General features: G+C 37.9%; 20 protein-coding genes and 1 pseudogene. 5 read left to right on the top strand and 16 right to left on the bottom strand.

The features are described 5' to 3' along the window. The first annotated feature begins 71 nt into the window (after positions 1–71). From exbB to CYP05_RS09790, 3 genes and pseudogenes are all read left to right on the top strand, one after another. Positions 72–499 (top strand): annotated as a pseudogene (gene exbB, locus CYP05_RS09800) (TonB-system energizer ExbB). Continuing rightward, positions 486–869 carry a TonB system transport protein ExbD gene (exbD, locus tag CYP05_RS09795; protein WP_002939576.1) on the top strand — a complete coding sequence of 128 codons (384 nt, stop codon included), beginning with the start codon at positions 486–488 and terminating at the stop codon, positions 867–869. The pseudogene exbB and the gene exbD overlap by 14 nt, the downstream one beginning before the upstream one ends. A gap of 61 nt (positions 870–930) precedes the next feature. After that, positions 931–1,662 carry an energy transducer TonB gene (locus tag CYP05_RS09790; RefSeq protein ID WP_258031556.1) on the top strand — a complete coding sequence of 244 codons (732 nt, stop codon included), beginning with the start codon at positions 931–933 and terminating at the stop codon, positions 1,660–1,662. Positions 1,663–1,696: 34 nt separating this feature from the next. On the opposite strand, the gene CYP05_RS09785 is transcribed toward CYP05_RS09790, so the two are convergent. The 8 genes from CYP05_RS09785 to gap all read right to left on the bottom strand — a co-directional run bounded on the left by CYP05_RS09785 (position 1,697) and on the right by gap (position 10,062). Further along, the gene (locus tag CYP05_RS09785) at positions 1,697–2,374 is read right to left on the bottom strand and encodes a DUF4272 domain-containing protein (protein ID WP_103642802.1); all 678 of its coding nucleotides are present in this window, start codon (positions 2,372–2,374) and stop codon (positions 1,697–1,699) included. A gap of 39 nt (positions 2,375–2,413) precedes the next feature. Continuing rightward, positions 2,414–3,760 (bottom strand): FAD-dependent oxidoreductase, encoded by a 1,347-nt coding sequence (locus CYP05_RS09780; RefSeq protein ID WP_103642793.1) that lies wholly within the window; start codon positions 3,758–3,760, stop codon positions 2,414–2,416. A 130-nt stretch (positions 3,761–3,890) separates the two neighbouring features. Continuing rightward, a complete protein-coding gene (locus CYP05_RS09775; protein ID WP_103642792.1) occupies positions 3,891–4,913 on the bottom strand; it encodes an NADH:flavin oxidoreductase/NADH oxidase in 1,023 nt (340 codons plus the stop codon). Between the two features lie 513 nt (positions 4,914–5,426). Further along, positions 5,427–6,095: a DUF2625 family protein gene (locus CYP05_RS09770; RefSeq protein WP_103642791.1), complete on the bottom strand. Its 669-nt coding sequence runs from the start codon at positions 6,093–6,095 to the stop codon at positions 5,427–5,429. Between the two features lie 78 nt (positions 6,096–6,173). Further along, complete coding sequence (gene fabI, locus CYP05_RS09765) at positions 6,174–6,992, bottom strand: enoyl-ACP reductase FabI (protein WP_103642790.1); 819 nt, start codon at positions 6,990–6,992, stop codon at positions 6,174–6,176. A 168-nt stretch (positions 6,993–7,160) separates the two neighbouring features. After that, positions 7,161–7,844 carry a triose-phosphate isomerase gene (locus CYP05_RS09760; protein ID WP_103642789.1) on the bottom strand — a complete coding sequence of 228 codons (684 nt, stop codon included), beginning with the start codon at positions 7,842–7,844 and terminating at the stop codon, positions 7,161–7,163. Positions 7,845–7,847: 3 nt separating this feature from the next. Beyond that, complete coding sequence (locus tag CYP05_RS09755) at positions 7,848–9,047, bottom strand: phosphoglycerate kinase (RefSeq protein ID WP_002941208.1); 1,200 nt, start codon at positions 9,045–9,047, stop codon at positions 7,848–7,850. 16 nt (positions 9,048–9,063) lie between these two features. Further along, the gene (gene gap / locus CYP05_RS09750; protein ID WP_103611089.1) at positions 9,064–10,062 is read right to left on the bottom strand and encodes a type I glyceraldehyde-3-phosphate dehydrogenase; all 999 of its coding nucleotides are present in this window, start codon (positions 10,060–10,062) and stop codon (positions 9,064–9,066) included. Positions 10,063–10,141: 79 nt separating this feature from the next. Between gap and nadD the strand changes: the two genes are divergently transcribed. Next, positions 10,142–11,023: a nicotinate (nicotinamide) nucleotide adenylyltransferase gene (nadD, locus tag CYP05_RS09745; RefSeq protein WP_103557731.1), complete on the top strand. Its 882-nt coding sequence runs from the start codon at positions 10,142–10,144 to the stop codon at positions 11,021–11,023. Here nadD and CYP05_RS09740 read toward each other — a convergent pair. Next, positions 11,007–11,990 (bottom strand): YeiH family protein, encoded by a 984-nt coding sequence (locus tag CYP05_RS09740; protein ID WP_103642788.1) that lies wholly within the window; start codon positions 11,988–11,990, stop codon positions 11,007–11,009. The genes nadD and CYP05_RS09740 overlap by 17 nt on opposite strands. A 103-nt stretch (positions 11,991–12,093) precedes the next feature. On the opposite strand from CYP05_RS09740, the gene CYP05_RS09735 reads away from it, so the two are divergent. Beyond that, positions 12,094–13,029 (top strand): sugar transferase, encoded by a 936-nt coding sequence (locus CYP05_RS09735; protein WP_103642787.1) that lies wholly within the window; start codon positions 12,094–12,096, stop codon positions 13,027–13,029. Positions 13,030–13,033: 4 nt separating this feature from the next. On the opposite strand, the gene CYP05_RS09730 is transcribed toward CYP05_RS09735, so the two are convergent. From CYP05_RS09730 to CYP05_RS09700, 7 genes are all read right to left on the bottom strand, one after another. Further along, positions 13,034–14,140: a glycosyltransferase family 4 protein gene (locus CYP05_RS09730; protein WP_103642786.1), complete on the bottom strand. Its 1,107-nt coding sequence runs from the start codon at positions 14,138–14,140 to the stop codon at positions 13,034–13,036. Further along, a complete protein-coding gene (gene asnB / locus CYP05_RS09725) occupies positions 14,133–16,025 on the bottom strand; it encodes an asparagine synthase (glutamine-hydrolyzing) (protein ID WP_103642785.1) in 1,893 nt (630 codons plus the stop codon). The genes CYP05_RS09730 and asnB overlap by 8 nt, the downstream gene beginning before the upstream one ends. Then, entirely contained in the window at positions 16,013–17,158 is a 1,146-nt protein-coding gene (locus tag CYP05_RS09720; RefSeq protein ID WP_103642784.1) for a glycosyltransferase, read from the bottom strand. Before CYP05_RS09720 ends, asnB begins: the two co-directional genes overlap by 13 nt. Positions 17,159–17,161: 3 nt before the next feature. Beyond that, positions 17,162–18,313: a glycosyltransferase family 4 protein gene (locus CYP05_RS09715; protein WP_103642783.1), complete on the bottom strand. Its 1,152-nt coding sequence runs from the start codon at positions 18,311–18,313 to the stop codon at positions 17,162–17,164. Beyond that, positions 18,306–19,496 carry a glycosyltransferase family 4 protein gene (locus CYP05_RS09710; protein ID WP_103642782.1) on the bottom strand — a complete coding sequence of 397 codons (1,191 nt, stop codon included), beginning with the start codon at positions 19,494–19,496 and terminating at the stop codon, positions 18,306–18,308. Before CYP05_RS09710 ends, CYP05_RS09715 begins: the two co-directional genes overlap by 8 nt. Positions 19,497–19,651: 155 nt before the next feature. Beyond that, complete coding sequence (locus tag CYP05_RS09705; protein ID WP_103642781.1) at positions 19,652–21,280, bottom strand: asparagine synthase-related protein; 1,629 nt, start codon at positions 21,278–21,280, stop codon at positions 19,652–19,654. Positions 21,281–21,291: 11 nt separating this feature from the next. After that, a partial coding sequence (locus tag CYP05_RS09700; RefSeq protein WP_141090292.1) for an ATP-binding cassette domain-containing protein occupies positions 21,292–22,735 on the bottom strand: 1,444 nt, incomplete at its 5' end.

Below are 22,735 nucleotides of genomic sequence, written 5' to 3'. Positions count from 1 at the left end.
TTTATAAAATATTTGACATTAACTATCAATATAGTTATAATCACACTCAAATTTTAAAAATAAGAGGCATTATGGAACTTTTAAAACACAACATTGACTACGTAATCATCGGTATTTTGGGCGTTATGAGCTTTTTGTACTTTGGTATACGATCGAGCGTATTATTTTTTACTCACGCGTCGATATAAATAGCTACAAAAGCATCGAAGAGCTCGATGAGGCGCTGACAAAAAATTTAACCACGCTATACATCATCTACCCAAATGCCCCATACATCGGACTTCTTGGCACAGTTGCTGGCATCATGATCACATTTTATGACATGGGTATGGCTGGCGGCATCGATACAAAAAGCATAATGATCGGCCTATCTTTGGCGCTAAAAGCGACCGCATTTGGCCTACTTGTGGCGATCCCGACGCTTATGATCTACAACGGCTTTGTTAGAAAAGTCGATGTTATGATAAACAGATACAAGGCTCAAAATGCGTCTAAATAAAAAAGATGGGCTAAATATCGTCCCATTTATCGATATCATGCTCGTTTTGCTAGCCATTGTGCTAAGCATCTCGACCTTCATCGCCCAGGGCAAGATCGCAGTCGATCTACCGAGTGCTAAAAGCGCACAGCAGGATAAAGAGGACGAGAAAAAAGTGAGTGTCGTTATCGATAAAGATAATAAATTTTTCATAGATGATGCAGAAATTTCAGAAGATGAGCTAAAAGATAAGCTAAATGCTGTGGATATAAAAACCTTAATCGAACTAAAAAGCGACAAAAATGCTAAATTTGACAGCTTTGTCAAAGTAATTGATATCTTAAAAGAAAAAGGTCACGAAAACTTTGCAATCCAAACAATCTCTGAGTAAAATTTCAAACTATAGCGGCCTAGCGGTATCGGCAATAGTGCACGTGGCAGCGGCTTATTTCTTGCTTTCTCATAATTTTAGTGAGATAAAGATAGGCGAGCAAAAACCTATAAAAATAGCTCTAAATTCTTTTACTCCAGTGCCGCAAACTTCAGCTCCGCAGATAAGCGAACAAGTGATGATCCCAGAGCCAACACCGCCAGCTCCACCACCACCGCCAGAGCCTCCAAAACCAGAACCTAAGCCTGAGCCAAAAATCGAGCCAAAGCCACTACCAAAACCAGAGCCAAAAAAGATAGAAAAGCCTAAACCTGAGCCAAAAAAAGTGGAGAAAAAGCCACTGCCAAAGCCTGAGCCTCGCCCTGAGCCAAAGGTGGAGCCAAAACCTGCTATCACTGCGCCAGCTCCTACCGCGACCCCGGCACCTGCTGTAAATTCAAATTTACCAGCAAACAACAAATCTATCGCCGCAGCTCCAGCTCAGAAAGTAGCCCAAGAGTTAAATTTATCAAACGCACAAAGCGATGAGGACTTTAGCAAGGTAATAGCAGCTGTGAAAAAGCATAAAAGCTACCCAAATAACGCTAGAAGGATGAAGCATCAAGGCGTTGTTGAAGTTAGATTTTTGCTTAAAACAGATGGCAGCATAGACGAGCTAAAGGTTACTAAAAGTTCAGGCTTTGAGTCGCTTGACAATGGTGCTTTAGAAAATGTAAAAAAAGCAAGCTCTGAGTTTCCAAAGCCAAAAGAAGCTCGCTATCTTCGCTTTCCTATAGCATTTACATTAAGATAAATTTTAAACTCATTTGAGCTTAAAATTTCTTATATCAAGTGTTTAGATCAGGATAGTCCCAGCAGTTAAACTCAGCGCTCAAGTCGTCATTTTCTTGCCCTTTGCAGCATAGCCACTCAAGCCCCGCTCGCCTCTCCATAACGACCTCTTCGTCAAGTCCAGCCGCCTTTGCGCCATTTACTCTTGCATTTACACACGCCCAGTGGTAGCGATAAACTAGATCAAGCTTACTTAAAATTTCATCCATACTGCGAAGCTTTGAACGGCTTTTTAGCCCGCCTTCTCTAAAGACATTCATCACAAACTCACAGTCGCAAATTTTATCCATCTGACCGATATCTTCTGCTATACCAAGCGCCCAAAGCAAGATCCAAAGCGATTCATATTTCCAGCCCATATTTACAGCCGTGTCCATATCGGCTCTATCTTCAACGACCTCTTTTTCTTTTACGCTTAGTCCGTCGTAAGCTTCACCCAAAAAGCTCTTTGCCCATGCCATATTTTCTTCGCCCAAAGAGCCCTCATCACGGATCGTGCAAGCGCACATGATCGCTGTAAATGAGCAAACTGCACGCTTTATTATCTCGTCAATGTCTCTTGGCGTAACCTCATCATTTTCATAGCGAAGCGGCAAGCTCTCAAGCACCGCCACGCCCTCTTGCTTTAAAATTTTTATGTTCTCATCTTTTCTTTGTTGTGCTGTTTTTGGCATATCCACACCTCTTTTAAAAATATCAAATACTCCCATTTCCTACCCAAAAAACTCGGCGTTAAATTTCTCTTCGTCAAAATTTTTACCCAAAAATTTACAAATTTCCTCCATATCAGCCCTCGCCGTTTCAAAACAGCTAGTAGCCCCTGGGCTTGGCGTCATGTTAAAGCTTATGCCCTCGCCTGTGCTGATCTTGCCCTCGCCAAGCTCTAGCCTTTTTTTATTGCGGTCGATCACCTGCGGCCTTACGCCACCAAAATTTACAGCGTAGCTTAGGTCGTTTTCGCTTAGGCTTGGCACGATCTTTCTGGCGTCTTTAACAAATTCTTTTTTGTTGATAAATGGCACTTCAAATAAGAAATTTCGCAAAATATATGACCTGATGTCCCCATCTTTTAGTAAATTTGTAAAGACTTCAAGGACGTTTTTGTCAAATTTTAAGCACTTTAAAAAGTCAAAAAAGCTAGAACTTCCGTGAAATCTCTCAAGCTTTGGTATGACAAGGGCAGTTGGACCAAAGCGAGTGTTGCCATTAGCTAGGATATCTGGGTCGCCGTGAAGTGCGGCAAATGGTAGCTTGTCGTTTTGCACCATATAGACTTTGCCGTTTAGCAGGCGCTTGTTGGCAAAATAAAAGCTTCCAGCAACTGGTAGAGTGCTAAGATGTAGCCCGTAACCCATCTTGTGAGCTAGAAATAGCGAGTGCGCTCCAGCATCGACTACGACGTAGTTTGCTGTGATCACTTCGCCGTCATTTATCTTGATGTGAAAGGTATCGCCCACCTTTTTCATATCAGTCACTTCTGAGCTTAGGCTGATCTCATAGCCATCTCCGCCTAAATTTAGCGCATTTTGCACGAGCGAATTTGCCACGCCACCAAAGTCCATCGTCGTATACTGACCATTTTGCGTACCAATGGCGATGATATTTTCAGGGCGCTCATTGCCATTTGCGTCAAAAACGACATTTGGCTCGATCTGCTTTAACTTCTCTTTGTCATAAATTTCAAGATAAGGAAATAGCTCTTTAAAGCTCTCATATCGCTCCTTGATGCGCTCTACTTCAGCATCTCCGATGGCTAGCGTCATCTTTTGATGAGCAAACATATATTTGCCCTCTAAGTTGTATTTTAGAGCGTATTTTACTGGCATATTTGCCACTTGCGAGACCTTTTTTGCCTTTTCTAGCGTGTAGTTTGTCTCGATATCACCGCAGTGGATGGTCTGTGAGTTTCCCTTACCGCTTGAATTTAGCGTAGCTACGCCGTCATATTTTTCTAAAAGTGCGACCTTTTTTATATCGCTAAATGCAGCCAACTCGTAAAAGAGTGCCGTCCCGCTAATGCCCGCTCCAACAATTGCCACTTCAAAGTGCTTTTGCCTCATTTTCTCCCCTGAAAGTTTAGTCGCACAAATGATACTATATTAAATTTAAATCAAACAGCAAAAAGCGAGGTGTGAAAAATAGGCTGTGTAAAAGTGAAATTTGGCAAGGCTCTCACCTTGCCAAGAAAATTTAGTAAGCCCTTTTGTAGGCGTTTTCTATTTTGTCATTTTCGCCAAATTCTTTCATGGCGTTAAAAGCAAAATATGGGTTGCGTAGTAGCTCCCTGCCAAGCGCCACGCCGTCGCAAACATCGCCAAGCAGCAGCGCCTCGCACTCGCTTGCCTTTGTGATGAGACCGACTGCAAAGACTGGGATTTTGACTGCATTTTTCACAGCTTTTGCGTAGCCAGCCTGATAAAGAGGCGTAAATTTAGGCGCATTATCAACTTTTGCATAGACTCCGCCAGCTGAGACGTGGATGAAGTCAGCTCCATTTTTCTCTAGCTCACGCGCTAGTTTTACGCTATCTTCTACGTCCCAGTCGCCCTTAAGCCAGCTACTTGCACTTATCCTCACGCCAACAGTGATATTAGCGCCAGCCTTAACCTCTCTTAAAATTTCAAGCAGCAGCCTTATGCGGTTTTCAAATGTGCCGCCGTATTCGTCACTTCGCTTATTTGTGCCAGCACATAAAAATTGATTTATCAAATATCCATGCGCCGCGTGTATCTCCACAGCCTCGTATCCTGCGCTCTTTGCCCTAATGGCCGCCTCCACAAAGCTTTGCTTGACGCTTGCGATATCCTCTGCGCTTATCTCTTTTGGTGTGGCGTAGTCTTCGCTAAATTTGATAGCACTTGGCGCGATGATGCCCTCACAAGTGCCCTTTCTGCCAGCGTGAGCTAGCTGAATGGCCATTTTGGCGCCATATTTACTGCAGCCTTTTACCAGCTCCGCGTGAGCCTCGATCTGCTCGTCACTCCAAAGCCCAAGGTCTTTTTTAGTGATCCTGCCACGCGCCTCCACAGCTGTCGCCTCAACGATGATCATACCAACGCCGCCGATCGCCCTTGTAGCGTAGTGGAGCTTGTGAAAGCACCTTGGACGACCATCCTCTTTTTTGACCTCGTACATACACATCGGAGCCATGATAATGCGGTTTTTGATCTCGATGCCGCCTATCTTAAGCGGCGCAAAAAGCTTACTTTGCATGAAATTTCCTTTAAATTTTTTGATTATTTTAGGATATTTGTTTAAATTCTTGGATATATAGGAATTTATCTATTGCAACTTAGAAAGCTCGGGTAAATTTTAAAATTTCATGAACGAGTAATTTCGGCTCTAAAATTTGAGCTAAGCTGTAAGCAAAGCCAAATTTTAGTAGTCAATTCTTAGGAGTGAATGTAATTTTAAAATTTGCTAAATAGTTTTTATAAATTTAAAGTTTTATTTCTTTGTTAAGGGGGAAGAGGCTTGAATTACGGTCTGCCCGCAGTTACGAGACAAAGTCGAAGTAAAGCCCCGACAACGTTAGAAGTGGCATGTAATGGCGCTAAGCACTGTATGCGTTTTATTATAAGGCAAGTGTTTGACAAATTTTAAAATTTATGAGCGAGCATATCACGCTTCCAAATTCAGTGGCAAGTGATAACGAGACCTGAATTTGGTAAGTTGCTAAGGCGAGTAAGTAAGATTTTAAAATTTGTAAAGACTACTAAAATTTATCTATTTCTCCCCCTTAAACAAAGAGGCAAAATGTTCATCGATATTAACGCCATCTTTTTTCATATCTTTTAGTCTTAGCCTTACGTCGGCGTCTTGCCAAAGAAGCGGTGGTAGCGCAAACATCACCTTATCAAGGCTAAAATTTCTTACATCCTCGCGCCAGCCATCCCAGCGGTAAAGTTCGTAAAATTTAGATATATCCCCACTTAGCGACCAGTATAAAAACTGCGAGTAGCCAAGTTGCGTATCCTCCCATTTGGCGCTGTCTGGTGCGTAGTAAAAGATGTTGCCGGCTTTGCCGCCAAAGGCGCCGCCATTTACCGCGAAAAATCCGCCCAAAACATCGTCTGCTACTAACAAATAGCTAGGCACCTGCCCTGCTTCACTAAAGCTTTTGCCAAGATTAAAGCTGTAAATTCCGCGCTTCATCTGCTCGCATCCTGAGCCAAGCAGGCGCAGCCAACCGCCATCTATCACTATGCCACCGCACACATAAACAAGCGCTCCCATCGGCGAGCGAGTGGTGACTTGAAGCCCTAAAAGCTCCTTTTGCGCCCTGCTCTCATCTCGAGGCAAAATTTCATAGCTATTTTTGGCCTCTTTTAGCCACTCTTCGATCAGCGCCCAGCCTGGCTCATTTGTATCTATAAACTCGTCTAAAGCTCTCATTTTCTGTCCTTGCGATAAATTTGGTGAAATTTAAAAGAAGAATTTGGCGAGTTGCCCCGCCAAATTTATATTGGTAGGTTATTTTGCGTCCCAAGCTAGGATCGTGTTGCCCTCGGCGTCGGTAGCCACGTCGCCCATACCCATGATGTTGTAGCCGCAGTCTACGTAGTGAACTTCGCCTGTTACGCCGCTAGCTAGGTCGCTAAGCAGGTACATAGCGCTGTTGCCGACATCTTCAGTGGTGACGTTGCGTTTTAGCGGGCTATTTACTTCGTTGTAGCGCAAAATCATCCTAAAGTCGCCTATTCCGCTTGCAGCAAGCGTTTTGATAGGGCCTGCACTGATCGCATTTACACGGATATTTTTAGCGCCAAGGTCGTGTGCTAGGTAGCGAACTGAGCTTTCAAGTGCCGCTTTGGCAACGCCCATGACGTTGTAGTGTGGCACAAATTTTGGTCCGCCAATGTATGTAAGAGTTAGCACCGAGCCGCCCTCTTTTAGCACCGGTAGGACCGCGCGAGTAAGGCTTAGTAGCGAATAAACGCTAGTGCCCATCGCTATGTCAAATGCCTCTTTTGTGGTATTTACAAACTCACCCTCAAGCGCCTCTTTTGGTGCGTAAGCCACTGCGTGCACGACAAAATCGATCTCGCCAAGGTCTTTTTTGATCCTATCAGCAAGGCCGTCAAGGTGAGCTTGGTTATTTACGTCAAGCTCGTAGACAAATTTGCTACCAAACTCCTCAGCGATCGGCTCTACACGCTTTTTAAGAGCGTCATTTAGGTATGTAAATGCCATCTGCGCACCTTGATCGTGACAAGCTTTTGCGATGCCGTAAGCTATTGATTTAGCATTAGCGACGCCTACGATCAGACCTTTTTTACCTTTTAAAATCATCATTTCTCCTTTTATTTTATTTGACTTTTAAGCGATATTTAAATTTTAAACACAAACCAACAAGCGGATATATCGCTAGGTAAATTTAAATGTTTCGCAGTAAATTTCATCCCAAGACTAGGCAAATAGCCTGTCGCAGGGTGAAATTTGCAAGATCGTTTAAATTTATCAGCGAGATGCCGCGCTAATAAGCCCTAGAAAATTATTCGCATCCCAGCTGGCTGTGCCTACCAAAACCCCATCGCAGCTTTTGATACCTGCGATATCAGCGATGTTTGCTGCATTGACGCTTCCGCCGTAAAGTAGTGGCATGTTTGCCTTTGTCTTTAAAAAACTTAGCACCTCATCTATCTGCTCTATGCTAGCGCTCTTGCCGGTTCCTATCGCCCAGATCGGCTCGTAGGCGATGACTAAATTTTTATAATCTAGGTCGATATTTTCAAGCTGGCGGCTTAAAAATTCTTTGGTCGCTTCGCTTTTATTTGTACTTAAGTTTTCGCCGATGCAGTAGATGACATTCCAGCCATTTTTTGCGGCAAAGTCAAATTTCGCTCGCAAAAACTCCTCGCTTTCGTTTAAAATTTCACGCCTCTCAGAGTGGCCGATCAGCACGTCTTTGATCTCAAATTCATCAAGCATCGCCTTGCCGATCTCTCCAGTAAATGCCCCACTCTCGCATGGGTAGAAATTCTGCGCCCCAAGCCTAAAAAGATGCCTTTTTTCATCAAAGGCACTAGCTGGAGCAAACACGCTCACGTCGTCGTTTGCACTTAAATTTTCGTCTAAAATTTTCGCGTACTCTCTAAAGCTTGCTCTTGTGTGGTTGCACTTTAAATTCGCTAGAAATTTCAAGGCCTACTCCTCTTTTCTAAGCGGCTTTATGCCAGGCAGCTCTTTACCCTCGATGAGCTCCAAGCTAGCACCACCGCCAGTTGAGATAAATGTCATCTCATCAGCGTCTCCTGCGCGCTCGACCACATCAGCCGTATCGCCACCGCCAACAACGGTAGTTGCGTGAGTGTCGATGATAGCGTGGCTCATTTTGATGCTACCTTTGCTAAATTTATCCATCTCAAAAACGCCCATAGGTCCGTTCCACCAGATGGTTTGCGCATCGGCGATGACCTCTTTAAATAGCCTAATCGACGCAGGCCCAATGTCAAGCCCCATCCAGCCGTTTGGGATCTCTTGTGCGGGGACGTATTTTACGGCACTTTCAGCTGAAAATGTCTGAGCAGCGACGACATCCACTGGTAGGTAGATTTTCACTCCTAGCTCTTTACCTTTTTGTAAAATTTGCCTTGCATCTTCGATGAGCTCTTCTTCAAGGAGCGAATTTCCTATGTTTTCGCCAAGTGATTTTAAAAATGTAAATGCCATGCCACCGCCAATTATCAGCTTATCTACGCGTGGAAGCAGGTTATGTAGGGCTTGAAGCTTGCCACTAACCTTTGAGCCACCCACGACTGCGACAAATGGACGTGATGGATGTTTTATCAAATTTTGAGCGAAATTTATCTCTTTTTGTAGTAAAAATCCCGCTGCCTTGTGCTTTTCATCGTAAAATTTAGTGATCGCCTCAACAGATGCGTGAGCTCTGTGGCAAACGCCAAATGCGTCATTTATGTAAAATTCGCCAAAGCCTGAAAGCTCTTTTGCCAAAGCCTCGTCATTTTTGGTCTCGCCCTTTTCAAAGCGTAAATTTTCTATCATTAAAATTTCGCCTGGCTTTAGAGCCGCAGCCTTTGTTTTAGCGTCATTTCCGATCACATCTTCAGCAAATATCACCTCTCTATCAAGCAGCCTTGATAGCCTCTTAGCCACGCCTTGAAGTGAAAATTTCTCTTCATAGCCGTTTTTTGGACGCCCTAAGTGACTAGCTAAAACCACGCTGCAGCCATTATCCAAGCAGTAGCGGATAGTTGGTATCGCTGAGCGGATCCTGCGGTCATCAGTGATGTTTAAAAATTCGTCCATAGGCACGTTAAAATCGCACCTTATAAAGACTTTTGCACCATTAAGCTCAAGGTCGTTGATCGATAAAATATCACTCATTTTTCACCCTTTAAATTTACTTTGTAGCCACGATCTTAGCAAGATCAACAAGCCTTGTTGAGTAGCCCCACTCGTTGTCGTACCACGCAAAGACCTTCACCATATCATCAGCGATAACCTGCGTAGTGTCGCTCGCTACGATGCTGCTAAAGGTGCTTGTGCAAAAGTCGCTACTAACTCTGTAGTCGTCATCGACGAATAAAATTCCCTTTAAATTTGACTCTGCAGCCGCTCTAAATGCCTCGTTTATCTCATCTTTACTAGCTGGTCTTTTTAAAACCGCCGTTAGATCGACCATTGAGACGTTTGCCACTGGCACGCGCACCGCTTGACCGTGCAATTTGCCACTTAGCTCTGGAAGCACTTTAGCGATCGCTTTTGCAGCTCCGGTTGTTGTTGGTCCGATATTTAGCGCTGCTGCGCGAGAACGGCGGAAGTCTTTTGCTTTTACATCAACCAGGCTCTGGCCATTTGTATATGCGTGGATCGTGGTCATAAGCCCTTTTACGATGCCAAATTTATCGTTTAGCACCTTTGCAACTGGAGCTAGGCCATTTGTGGTGCAGCTTGCGTTTGAGACGATCGCTTCGCCTGCGTATTTATCGTCATTTACGCCAACTACAAATGTCGCCGTGTCGTCTTTTGCAGGAGCACTCATGACGACTTTTTTTACACCACGAGCAAGATATGGTTCACATTTTTCAGTGGTTAAAAACTTGCCAGTGCACTCTAAAACCACGTCTACGCCGTAGTCTGCGTAGCTAAGCTCGTTTAGATCTCTTGTAGAAAAAACTCTTATCTTTTTGCCATTTACTTCTATAAATTCGTCGCTTATCACCTTAACGTCTTGCTTAAATTCGCCATGCACGCTGTCGTATTTGAGCAAATACCTCGTCATATCCCTTGTTGCGGTGTCGTTAATAGCGACAAGCTCAACATCATCACGCTCTAAAATAATACGAGCAGCACACCTACCGATACGCCCAAAGCCGTTTATTGCTACTTTAACTGACATCTTAGCTCCTTTTGATATAATTACGCCTAATTCTACAAAAAAGAATTTTAAAACAAATATAAACAAGGCACTTTAATAGATGAAGTTAGCACTTTTTGGCGGGAGCTTTGATCCGGTTCATTTAGGACACGATAGCATTGTGAAAATGGCACTAAGCGGCCTTGATATCGACAAGCTCATCATCATGCCAACTTTTATAAGTCCCTTTAAGAGTGAATTTTCAGCTCCGCCGGAACTTCGCCTAAAGTGGATAAGAGAAATTTGGGGCGGCCTAGAGAAGGTCGAGATCTCAGACTATGAGATAAATTTAGCCCGCCCAGTGCCTACCATAGAGACGGTTAAGTATTTGTATGAGAAATTCAAGATAGAGAAATTTTATCTCATAATAGGCGCAGACCACCTAGCTACGCTTGATAAGTGGCACGGCTATGAGGAGTTAAAAAATTTAGTGCAGTTTGTGATCGCTAAGCGCAATCACATAGAAATTCCGCAAAATTTACAAAAAATGGACGTGCACGTGGATGTTAGCTCGTCGCAGATCAGGCACCAAAAGGGGCTTGATGAGCTGCCTAGCGAGATAAAAGATGAGATTATAAATTTTTACCAAGGATTAAAGATGCAAGAGAGATCGATGCAAGAGCGCACCGAAAGTATAGTTAAGGTTTTAGACGCAAAAAAGGCTGAAGAGATACAAGTGTTTGATATGAGTGGGGATGATTATTTCGTAAAGGCCGTAGTTATCGCTACTACGCTTGGCGAGAGGCACGCTTACTCGCTGGCTGAGGATCTAAAAGAGGAGCTTAAGCCTCTTGGTGAGAAATTTATAGGCACTGAGAGCTCGCCTGATTGGATCGTGATGGACCTTGGCGACATTTTGATACACCTTTTGAGCCCAGCTTACAGAGCAAAATACAACATCGAAGAGTTTTTGCAAAAGCTAAAAACTAGCAAAGAGTCTTAACAAAGATAAGCGATGAGCAAATAAGCCATAAAAATATAAAAAATGCTAGCAAAAATGGCTTTTTGCCCGTCGCTTTAAAAATGCTTCTATCTATCCCAAACCCTAAAGCACACATCGCAACGCAAAGGCAGATACTGGCGGCTAGCTTTAAAATTTGCACTAAATTTTCAGGGAAAAACGGCAAAGATCTAACGCAGATCGCCACTAAGAAAAATAGCGCAAACCAAGGTATGCTCTTTAGCTTTGAACCACCGCTATTTTGACTTAAATTTAAGAAATTTAACAAAAACAAAAATGGCACAAGCATGATGACGCGAAGCATTTTTATGATGACGGCGGTGCTGCTAGCTGTGCTATCAAATGCCGCTGAGGCTGCCACTACATGGGCTACCTCGTGAAGTGAGCCGCCGATAAAAAAGCCAGTTTGGTGCGGTGTGAGAGCTAGAAATTTAGCGATAAATGGATAGATAAACATGCCAATCGTCCCAAAGAGCACCACTGTGCAAATGGCGATAGCAAGCTTGTTCGCGTCTGCTTTTATCTCATTTTGAGTAGCCATAACAGCAGCTGCACCGCATATACTAGCCCCTGAACCAATAAGCACAGCACTATCCTTGCTAAGTCCCAAGGCTTTGGCGGTAAAAAGCGCAAAGCAAAAGGTTGCAAAGACCATAAATGCTGCGTATATCACGCCTAGAGTGCCGACACTTGCGATCTCGCCAAGGCTTATGTTAAAGCCAAAAAGTATGATACCTAACCTTAAAATTTGCTTCCCAGCGATCGCTACAACGCCACTACTTTTTAAAATTTGAGTTTGTTTTGTAAAAAGATTTGCAAAAATGGCGCCTAAAATGATAGAGATGATGAGCGGGCTTGTGTGAAATTTAGCCAAAAGTGTGTTTGAGAGCGAAAAAGAAATGGCGCAGATCAGCGCTAAAACAAGCACGGCAAGAAATTTATGAGACATATTTTAACCTTAACTCTTTTTTTAAAAATGCAATTAGCACGTTTGGGTATAATTAGACGAATTTTATAATGCAAATTTAAAATAAAGATAAAGGGATAGGCCTATGATCATCCTTGGCGAAAAATATACTTTCACCAAACTCGAGCTAGAGAAGCTTAGGAAGAAATTTGGCCAGGTGAATTTTTTATCCCCTGAAAATAGCGACGCTAAAGCTTTGCGAAGTGCGCTAGAAAATCTCATAAAATCAGGCGATCAAAGACTAATAGTGCTAAATACCCAAAAGCCTGTTGATAGCAAACTGGTGAGATTTCTCACGCTTTTGCAGTTTAAGACGAAGTATAAAAAGATCAAATTTCTAAACGTGGAGAGCTTTTTAGAAATTTACTTGCAAAAGTGCTACATCCCAGAAAATGGCGAAAATTTAAACTTTTTAAACGATATCAAACCTTACAATGCCCTTGAATACGCCTTAAAACGCATGATCGACTATGTAAGCTGTTCACTGCTTCTTGTGATACTTTTTGTGCTTAAATTTTACGTAAAGAAAAAGATAGACGAGCAGTCCCCTGGCAGCCTTTACTTCTTGCAAAAGAGGGTCGGGCTGGGCAATAGAGAATTTGAATGTATCAAATTTCGCTCGATGGTGGTTGATGCTGAAAAAGACGGGGCTAAATTTGCTAGCAAAAACGATGAGAGAGTCTTTGAATTTGGCGAATTTATGCGAAAAACTCGTATAGACGAGGTGCCGCAGTGCATAAACGTGCTTCGAGGGCAAATGCACCTGATAGGTCCAAGGCCTGAGCGAAGATATTGGATAAATTTCTTTGAAAAAGAGATACCTTACTACAACGAACGCCATATCGTCCGCCCAGGGATTGCCGGCTGGGCGCAGGTAAACTACCCTTACGGCGCAAACACACATGACGCCAAACAAAAGCTAATGTATGATCTTTACTACATCAAGCACTGGTCACTTTGGCTGGAGATAAAAACTATATTTAAAACATTTGAGATAATACTAGGCAAAAAAGGTATTTAGCTGTTTAGTCCATAATAGCTTTCGTATATTTTTCTAGGACAATATTCTCATCAAAAGATAAAATCATCTTTTCTCTACCGTTTTTACCTATTTGTTCAAGAAGGCTTTTGTCAAGATTTAAAATTTTTTCCATTTTTTCAGCGAGGTCTATAGAGCTTTTTGGCTCACACAAAAAACCATTTACTCCATCGTCTACTATTTCTTTACAGCCACTAACATTTGTAGCTATTAATGGCTTTGCCATGGACGCGGCCTCTAATAAACTTTTTGACATTCCCTCTTTGTACGATGCCAGCACGACGCACTCAGCACTAGCTACAACCTTACTTACATCATCGCTCATACCAAGATAGTCCAAAAAGTCGTTTTTAAGCCACAAATTTAACTCTTCGTCGCTAATGGCAGTATTATTTTTGACATTTTTTTCTCCAAGCAGCAAAATCTTAAAATCATCTCTTTTTTTTCTTAAAATTTTACCAGCCTCAACTAACTCAACAATACCTTTATCTTTTATAAGTCTTGCTACACATAAAAATTTAAATTTTTCGTCTCTTTTGCTCTCTTGTCTTGGAGCAAATTTATTTATATCTACACCACTTCCTGGTAGGAGATCACATTTTTCTTTTGAAATAATACCCAAATTTACAAATAGATCTTGATCATCTAAATTTTGAAAGAAGACAACCTTGTTTGCATTTAGAGATATCTTATAAAGAAATTTAACTATGCTTGTGACAAAACTTTGTTTTATAAAAACTGTTCCAAGCCCCGTGATATTGCTAATACAACAAATACCTAAAATTTTACAAGCAAGTGAGCTATAAATATTTGGCTTAATAGTAAAATTTAAGACACAAGCTGGCTTCTCCTTTTTATAAAGGGCTAGCAAGCTAAAAAAAGTTTTTAGATCAACTAACGGATTTATCCCTTTTGCATCAAAATTTATATGAAAAACTTCAAATTTTTCTTCCAACAAAGCTGAGTATTTTTCATCAAATGGAACAACAAACGACACTTTAAAACCATTTTTCTTTAGGTGATTTGCAAGGCTCAGTCTAAAGTTGTACCCACTCCAAGCGCTATTTGTCACTATAAAGACGCTTTTACTCAAGCCATCTCCTTTTCCACATTTGATAAACCACTATAAACCAAATAAGACTTTGAAGCTCTTCTCCAGCATAAAATCTATCTTTTAAATTTTGTATTTGTTTTATATCAAATATCTCACCAGTTAAAGTCTTAGAGTCCAAATTCTCTTCAACGAGCCATCTTAGATCACCTCTTAGCCACTTTGCAAGCGGGATCTGAAAGCCTGATTTTGGCTTGTCTATTATATCTTTTGGGATATATTTGTACAGAATTTGTCTTAGCAAATATTTTGGCTGATTATTCTTATATTTTATACTTACTGGAACGCGTGCCAAATACTCTATCAAACGGTGATCTAGTAGTGGCTCACGTCCCTCTAAGCTAACACTCATGGTAGCGCGGTCAACTTTTGTAAGAACATCATCACACATAAAAAATTTATAATCACACATCATCATATGATCTAAAAAATCAAGCTTGAGCTCATTTTTCCACACATTCATATACTCTTGTTTTAGCCCTATTTTTAGAAATTTAGTTACGTCCGACCTATCTACATAACTACTTGCATTTATAAACATTTCGTCTAAATTTTTACTATTTATAGCTCTTTTTAACTTTAGAAATTTATCTCTGAAATTTGTCTGGCGGATATTATTTGGCAGAGTTTGATTTGCCATGTCAGCAATTTTTTCATTTATTAAATTTAGTCCAAATTTAAACAAATTTTTCTTGAATGAGGTAGAAAAAATACCCTGAAATTTATGTAAAAAGAAATACTTGCTATATCCACAAAAATGTTCATCTCCACCATCTGCGCTAAGTGCAACTGTTACATCTTGTTTTGCCATTTTTGAAACTGCCATGGTTGCTACCGCAGAGCTATCCCCAAAAGGCTCATCATAAAAAAAAGAAAGAGTGTCGATATATGAAAGCATGTCGGCTTCATTTATATAATACTCATGATGATTTGTACCAAAGTGCGCGGCCACTTGCTTTGCATGGGCAGCCTCGTTAAATCTAGCGTCATCAAAACCTATGGTAAATGTATTAATCTTTTGCGTTTTGCTTAGTAAAGCAGCCACCAGTGAGCTATCATATCCACCACTTAAAAAGACACCAACTGATACATCAGCAATAGTACGTAAATTTATTGCACTATCTAAAAGACCTTCAAGTTCTTTTAAAATTTCACTCTCATTTTTATTAAATTTTGGCTGTGCATAAAAATATCCTACATCCCAATATTTTGTTATTTTAAATGTTGTTTTGACAATGTCAAATTTTAAATAACAACCAGCAGGAAGTTTAAAACAATCCTTAAAAATACTATAAGGCGCAGGAATATAACCAAACTGAAAAAAATAAGCTAGCGCATCTAAATTTTGCTCTTTCTTAAATTTTGGATGCTTGTGAAAAGATTTGATCTCAGAAGAAAAAATAAAATTTATACCATCAAAATAGTAATAAAGTGGTTTTACACCAGCTCTATCACGGCATAAGAATAGCTCATTTTTATTTTTATCCAAAATAGCAAATGCAAACATTCCTATAAATTTAGCAAGACACTCATCACCCCACTCTTTATAAGAGTATAAAATAACCTCAGTATCAGAATTTGATACAAATTTATAGCCAAGAGCTAATAGCTCTCCCTTTATAGCTTTAAAGTTATAAACCTCTCCATTAAAAACTATCACATATCCACCGCAATCGCTCACAAAAGGCTGGTGTCCATTTGAGCTTAGATCCATTATAGATAGGCGGTTGTGTCCAAGGTGAACGCCACTTTTTTCATCAAAAAAAACACCTCTATCATCTGGGCCGCGATACGCCTGTATCTCTAGCATATCTACTAAAATTTGCTCATTTTTATTTTTATCTATAAAACCAACTAACCCGCACATATCACTTCCTTGTATTGTTTTATAATATCATCAATGTTAAAGTCATTAGCCCTTTCTTTAGCAACTTGTCGGTACTTCTCTCTTAACTCATTATCACCTATTACAACTTCTATCGCTTTTGTTAAATTTACTTCATCTTGCACCGGCACCAACACTCCAAATTCTGCAAGCTCAATATCATCTCTTAATTCAAATTTAATATCGCTTTTTGGTGCTAAAATCTCCCTTGGACCACTAAGACAATCCGTACTTATAACTGCACATCCACAAGCCATTGCCTCTGCCAGCACATTTGGAAAGCCTTCAGCATTTGACCCGAGTATAAATATGCTGCATTTTGAAAGATATTTGTATGGATTATTATCAAAACCCAAAAAAACCACCCTCGTGGCGATACCAAGCTCTCTTGCAAGAACTTTTAGTTTACCCTCATTTTCGCCTTTTCCCAGTAGATATAATACATAGTCGTTATCAGCTATTCTTGCAAATGATCTTAATATCAACTGCTGATTTTTCCTATCGCATAATGTTCCAACTGCGATTATACTTTTCTTGTCAATATCAACGCCAACTTTTTCGTTGGTCTTATTGTTTATACTCTCTATATCATATGGGTTGTAAATTACCACCTGTTTAACACCAATATTAAAATTTTCAATCAAGTCAAATTCTATTGCTTTTGAAACTGATATTATCAAGTCTACCTTTTTATATAGAGTTTTTAATAAAATTTTGCTAATCATATCTTCGAGAGAATTATTACGATACATCGCACTAGGCGCTATTCTCTCGCTAATAACAACTCTATGTTTTGCAAAAAAACTAGATAATATATTTATATAATTTGCCCTATACAAAAAGCTTGTTACCTGATTAAAGCCAAATTTTTTAATGATTTTAGCTAGCTTAAAGGCCAAAAACGGAAGCCTGATTAGTTTTTTTACGCCACTTAAATTTGCATCTTCGTTTAAACAAATAACATTTATTCTATCATCAAGAGGATAGTCTATGTTATTTTCTAATAAGATCAGATAACATTCATATTCAAAGCACAACTCGTTCAATAAGGTACTAACGACCCTCTCTGAACCACCACCACCAAGAGAGTTGATCAATATAGCTATTTTTTGCATGATTTAAGAATTTATATTTTTGTATATTTTTTCTAATTCTGAAAAATATTTTTCGATATTAAATTTATCGACTACACTATCATATAAAGCATTTCCGTATTTTTGCCTTAGCGCGTAGTCCTGCTCCAAGTTAATTATATGATTTGCCAATTCATCAGGTTCTATCTCTTTTGGTTGTTGTAGCTTTTTTGTTTTTGGATTGACCACATATTCTGGCATAGGAACAGAATTGATAGGTATCTGACTAATACTAATTTCCTTTTTGGGGTCTATAAGCACACCGCTAATCCCATCGTCTATAATTTCTGAAATTCCATCTACACATGAAGCAATTACAGGTTTTTTACAAAACCCAGCCTCAATTATGGTATTGCCAAGTGGTTCTCTAATGGATGGCACAATGATTAGATCCATGCTATTTATAAAATCAAGTGGATTCTTCACTCTACCAACGAAAAATATATTGTCTCTTTTGTCCGCCATATCTTTTAGTAGTAGCTCCCATGGGCCATTCCCAGCTATAAAAAACTCATATTGTGGCAACTTTTTTGCAACCTCTATAAAAGTATGAACTCCTTTTGGAGTATCAAGCCTGCCTATATATCCAACTTTAAATTTATTAATATTATTAGTAGCAAATGAGCTATTGTTTAAAACCATATCACCACTTAAAAAACCATTATACAAAACATGAATTTTACTTGAATCTACGCCAAATCTTTCAATCATAATAGTTTTTGATGCATTAGAATTTGCAAGCAGTAAATTTGCTTTATTGGCATTATCTCTATACACGTAAATATCTTCATCTTTTAAATTCCAAGCAACACCCCTTTCGTGTAATATGATATTTGACAAGGGCAGTGAATTTAAAATTCTATGCAAAGAGCGGCTTCCTATATTATTATAAAAGTGAACTATATAGTCTTTGGAGTATAAAAAATAGATAAATTTTAGTTTGTTAAATATAGAACTGCTTATATTTTTATAATAACACCCTATTTCCTCAAAATAGTCATCTAATGGATAAGTGCCATAGATCTGATGGTTAAACTCACTTTTTTGCAGCGCCATATTAAAATATGGAACAAAAGACTGCTGAACTCCTCCTATGCCAACAAGTGATAATTGATGAATAACTGTTTTTTTATGCATTTACTAATCCACATATTATTTTATAATACGCCTCGTCTATAACTTTTGTAGATGCCCTATTTATAATGTTTTCTGCATTTTTAGTAAGCTTTTCTTTTGGAATTTTTAATGACATTATTATTTTATCAGCAAATTCTTTCGGGTCCAAGCTAGAGCAATACCCACCCTCTCCATCAACTATCTCAACATCAGTTATATTTTCTATAATATTTGCCACTATAGGCACCCCACAAGCTTGGGCTTCTAAGATAGGAGTCCCCAACCCTTCAGCTTTTGATGGAAATGCAAAAACGTCACTTAGTTTTATGTATTCATCCATATTATCAACAAAACCGACTTTAAACTGAATCCTATCCTCCAGATCAAGCTCTTTTATTCTGCTACATATTTTTTCAGACATATTTGGATCTCTTTGATTTTCAGGACCACCTATTACTAACTTAAAGTGATCTGGCAATAACTTTAAGACATCAAGTAAAAAAATATGATTTTTTCTATCACACAAACTAGCAATGTGACACAATACCGTATCTTGATCAGAAAATTTAGTATATTTTTTTCTAAGTATTTTTTTTATCTCTTCACTACACAGATTAAATTTATCTTCATTTACAGGATTGGGTCTTGACCATATATTTTTAATAGCAAATTTTCTTGATAGGATTTCAAGCCGTTTAGATATAGCAACAACCACAGTATTTTCTTTTGAAAAAATCTTTTGCATAATTCTTGAAAACTGTATGGGGTAAAATGGATTTGACATATCATTACAGAGCTCTCTTATGATGGGTTTATTTTTTTTAGAAAAATACCATGTCAAAAACCCTATGGTAAATGTATTGCCAAAAGTATGTAACAAGTCATATTCTTTTATGTTTTTTCGTATATATAGCCAGCTATAAAAAAACTCCCAAAGCATATCAGCTAAAACTATAACGCTTCTTTTTAGTGATCTTTCTTTAGGAACATTAAATGGGGATGAAATTCTATACACATCCACATCATTATATTTAAATTTTAGATTATTATGATATGTTACAGAATTTGATACAACATCAAATTTGATACCATACTTATCGGAAAATCTTTTGTATGTATTATAGGCCCGTAATCCAGATCCAGAATATTCATCTGCAAATTTACTTGAAACTAACAATATCTTTATATTCTTAACATTATACAATATATTCTTTTCCCTTCATTATCAATATTCTACTGTTTTTTGCACACAATACCTATACTTCTATATGTTAGGCAAAAACTAAATTTAAAATACTCTATAATTTTTATTCATATACGATTATAGATATAACTCAAACAATCAAATTTATGTCTTTTTCATTTTATAAACCTTGACAAATAATCTTCAGTCTGCCATGAAACATGACTTCTTGGCTTCTTAAATATATCTTTCATAGCTCTTGTATACTTTACAGTATCCATCATATGAGTAACATCCATCCAATAATAAAAAAAACTTATCTCAAAATTTCTCCAATATTTCTTTGCATTTTTACCAAAAAAAACAAAAGGAATTTTAAAAATAAACCTTAATGGGATAATCCAGCTTGGGACAATACTTTTTTTATTAACAGGGATATCATCACCCCATACATTACACATATTTTTATCTTTTAACATACTAACATATAGATTTTGCTCATCTTTAAATTCTGCTGGAACCTTTTGCCAAAAAAATAAATATTCATCATCCCATAATGGCATTCTCCACTCATGTCCATAATACTCGTAAATTCTTTGACCAGATATTACGTACTTAGTTTGTCTATCTATAAACTCAGAATACTCATAAAACAAATGATCCTGAGAACTATCACTCTTTAAATCACCACAGGCTAAGACGATTTCATCCCACAACTTTTTCTTGATCAATGATATATTTTTCTCTGTTTTTAGATACCCCCAAAGAGAAAAATGCTTATTAATAAGGTTATTTAAAATATTTTCTTTTCTATCTTCATATGAGGTTAAATTTTTTCCACTCTCCATCATCTTGCTAATATGTGCACCTGAAATAAAATCGCCACTATTTCCATTTATAAAAATAGCATCACTATCTACATAACCAATATCTTTTAGATATTTAAGTGCAGATAATCCTTGTATATACGGCACTGATGCAAAACTTTCACTATATTTTAAGTATTCAGAATAATCACTTGAGCTATAATAATGTTTCTCAGTACAATGAGTTAAAGGAATAAAAATCCACTCATAGCCCAACTTCTCAGCCACAATCTTAGCAACTTTTGCTTCAGAATTATCTTGTGTACCGTAAGAGAAGCATTTAACATTTTTAGCAGACAGATACTTTAGAGCAGACACCACTAGCCTAGAGTCATTTCCAGCACTCAAAGGCACTACTATCTGTCTATTACCTATGTTTTTTAACATTTTTCTAAAAATTTTTAATGTTACACTAAATAACTCTTCTTGATAGCTTTTATAATCTTTTTTTTCTATTTTTCCAAAATATTTATAGTACTGTATATACTTAAAATTATCATCTTTAAAAACTACTAACTCTCCAGCTTTTAAAGCATATAACCCTTTGTAAAAAGTTTTATTGCCTATCGTATATCCAGACATAGAAGCTTCTAAAAGCAATGTTGTATCAACACTTGCTTTTGAGTCATTTTGATTAATTATATTCTGTGGGTTATTACTAATGTAAAAATTTTTATCAAATTTATAAAAAAACAACGGTGTACTTCTTATTTTATCTACCAGTATAAAAGATAGATCATTTTTTTGTACAGCAATGGCAAAGTGCCCATCGATACTATGTGATAGTTCTGCTATGCTACTTTCATCCTCTACACTATAAAATAGTTCTGTTAATTCATCTATAGAGTAAGAATATATATACCCTTTTAAATAGATACTCATCCTGTCTTTTTCAAATTTGTTCCAAAATTGATCTTGTTTTATATCTATAACTACCATATCACCCCTATCTAATCCATAAAAATACTCTGCTCATTGCACATAGATCTAAATTTAGAACTTTGATCATATAAATTTTTAAAAGTGCCACGGCTTAAAATTTCCCCATTTTCCATTAACAGTATTAAGTCGCTGCCCATTACAGAAGATAGCCTATGTGCTACGGTTATAATTATCTTATCTTTTTTTATGTCATTTATAATACTTATTATACGTTTTTCTGTAATCGAGTCCAAAGCACTAGTAAATTCATCCAATATCAAAAGATCTGGCTCCCTATATAACTCTCTAGCTAAAGCAATAAGTTGTCTTTGTCCACCAGAGATATTTGATCCATTCATATTTAGTTTTTCAACCCTTATCTTATCTATTCCGAGTAAATTTACTATGCCATCATACTTTTCTTTTTCAAACAATTCACCAAAAACAATATTATCTATAATACTTCCATCAAAAATAATAACCTCTTGCGATACATATCCGATCTTATTTCTAAAACTTAGATGATCGATACTATTTTTATTAATAGCTAGTTGACCAGATAATGGCCTATATAAAAAAGTAAGTGTGTTCAAAAGAGTACTTTTACCAGATCCAGATTGTCCAACTAAAGCGTAGTTGTTACCCTTTTTAAATTCAACATTTATATCCTTTAGTATAACCTTGCTATCTACAGAAACATAGACATTCTCCATTTTGGCAGAGCCTATGGTTGAAATATGTTGTAAAGTATCGTTTTGGCTTTGTTTTTCTGCATTTTTTAAAATATGATTATATACATTCATAACAACTTCCACTGAGCCTATATTTATTAAAAAGTCTTGATACGAGTGCTGTATACTAAGTATCTTAACCAAGGTTCTATATAGTAGCAATCCTAAAAACACAACCGTCACGGTACTTTCATGAAACATGATTTCGTTGATAATAATTGTTGCCGAAATAGCCATTACACCAATAAATTCGGACATATTCTTTGGTATGGAATTTAAAAAAGACATTTTTTCCATATTATTACTATAGTCTTGTGAAATTTTATTAAAATTTATATTGTTATATTCACACCTATTGGTAGCTTTAATATATTTCATGCTATTTAATATTTGCAGTACTACAAGATTTGTCTTGGCACTATAATCAACAACCGTTTTAGAATACCCAATAATGGCTTTTGTAATTTTTCTTTGAAGCACAACCACGACTAATCCAACCCCCAAAGACACTAAAACAAGAGTAAAACTAATATACATGGCGAAGAACAAATATGCCAAAGAATAAATAGCATTAACCCAAATTTGGAGAAAGTAGCGTATAGACAATGCACTCTTTTCTATCTCTTTTACAAAAATATTATTTAATACATCAATGCCCATTTTGTTATATTCTATAAAATCCATACTATATAAATTTGTCATAATACTTTTTTTTACATTAAACATAAACTGATAACTAGAC

The sequence above is a fragment of the Campylobacter concisus genome (assembly GCF_002913545.1).
Lineage (GTDB): Bacteria > Campylobacterota > Campylobacteria > Campylobacterales > Campylobacteraceae > Campylobacter_A > Campylobacter_A concisus_AV.
Note: the sequence above shows the minus strand (reverse complement) of the source record. Positions and strands in the feature narration are given on the sequence as shown.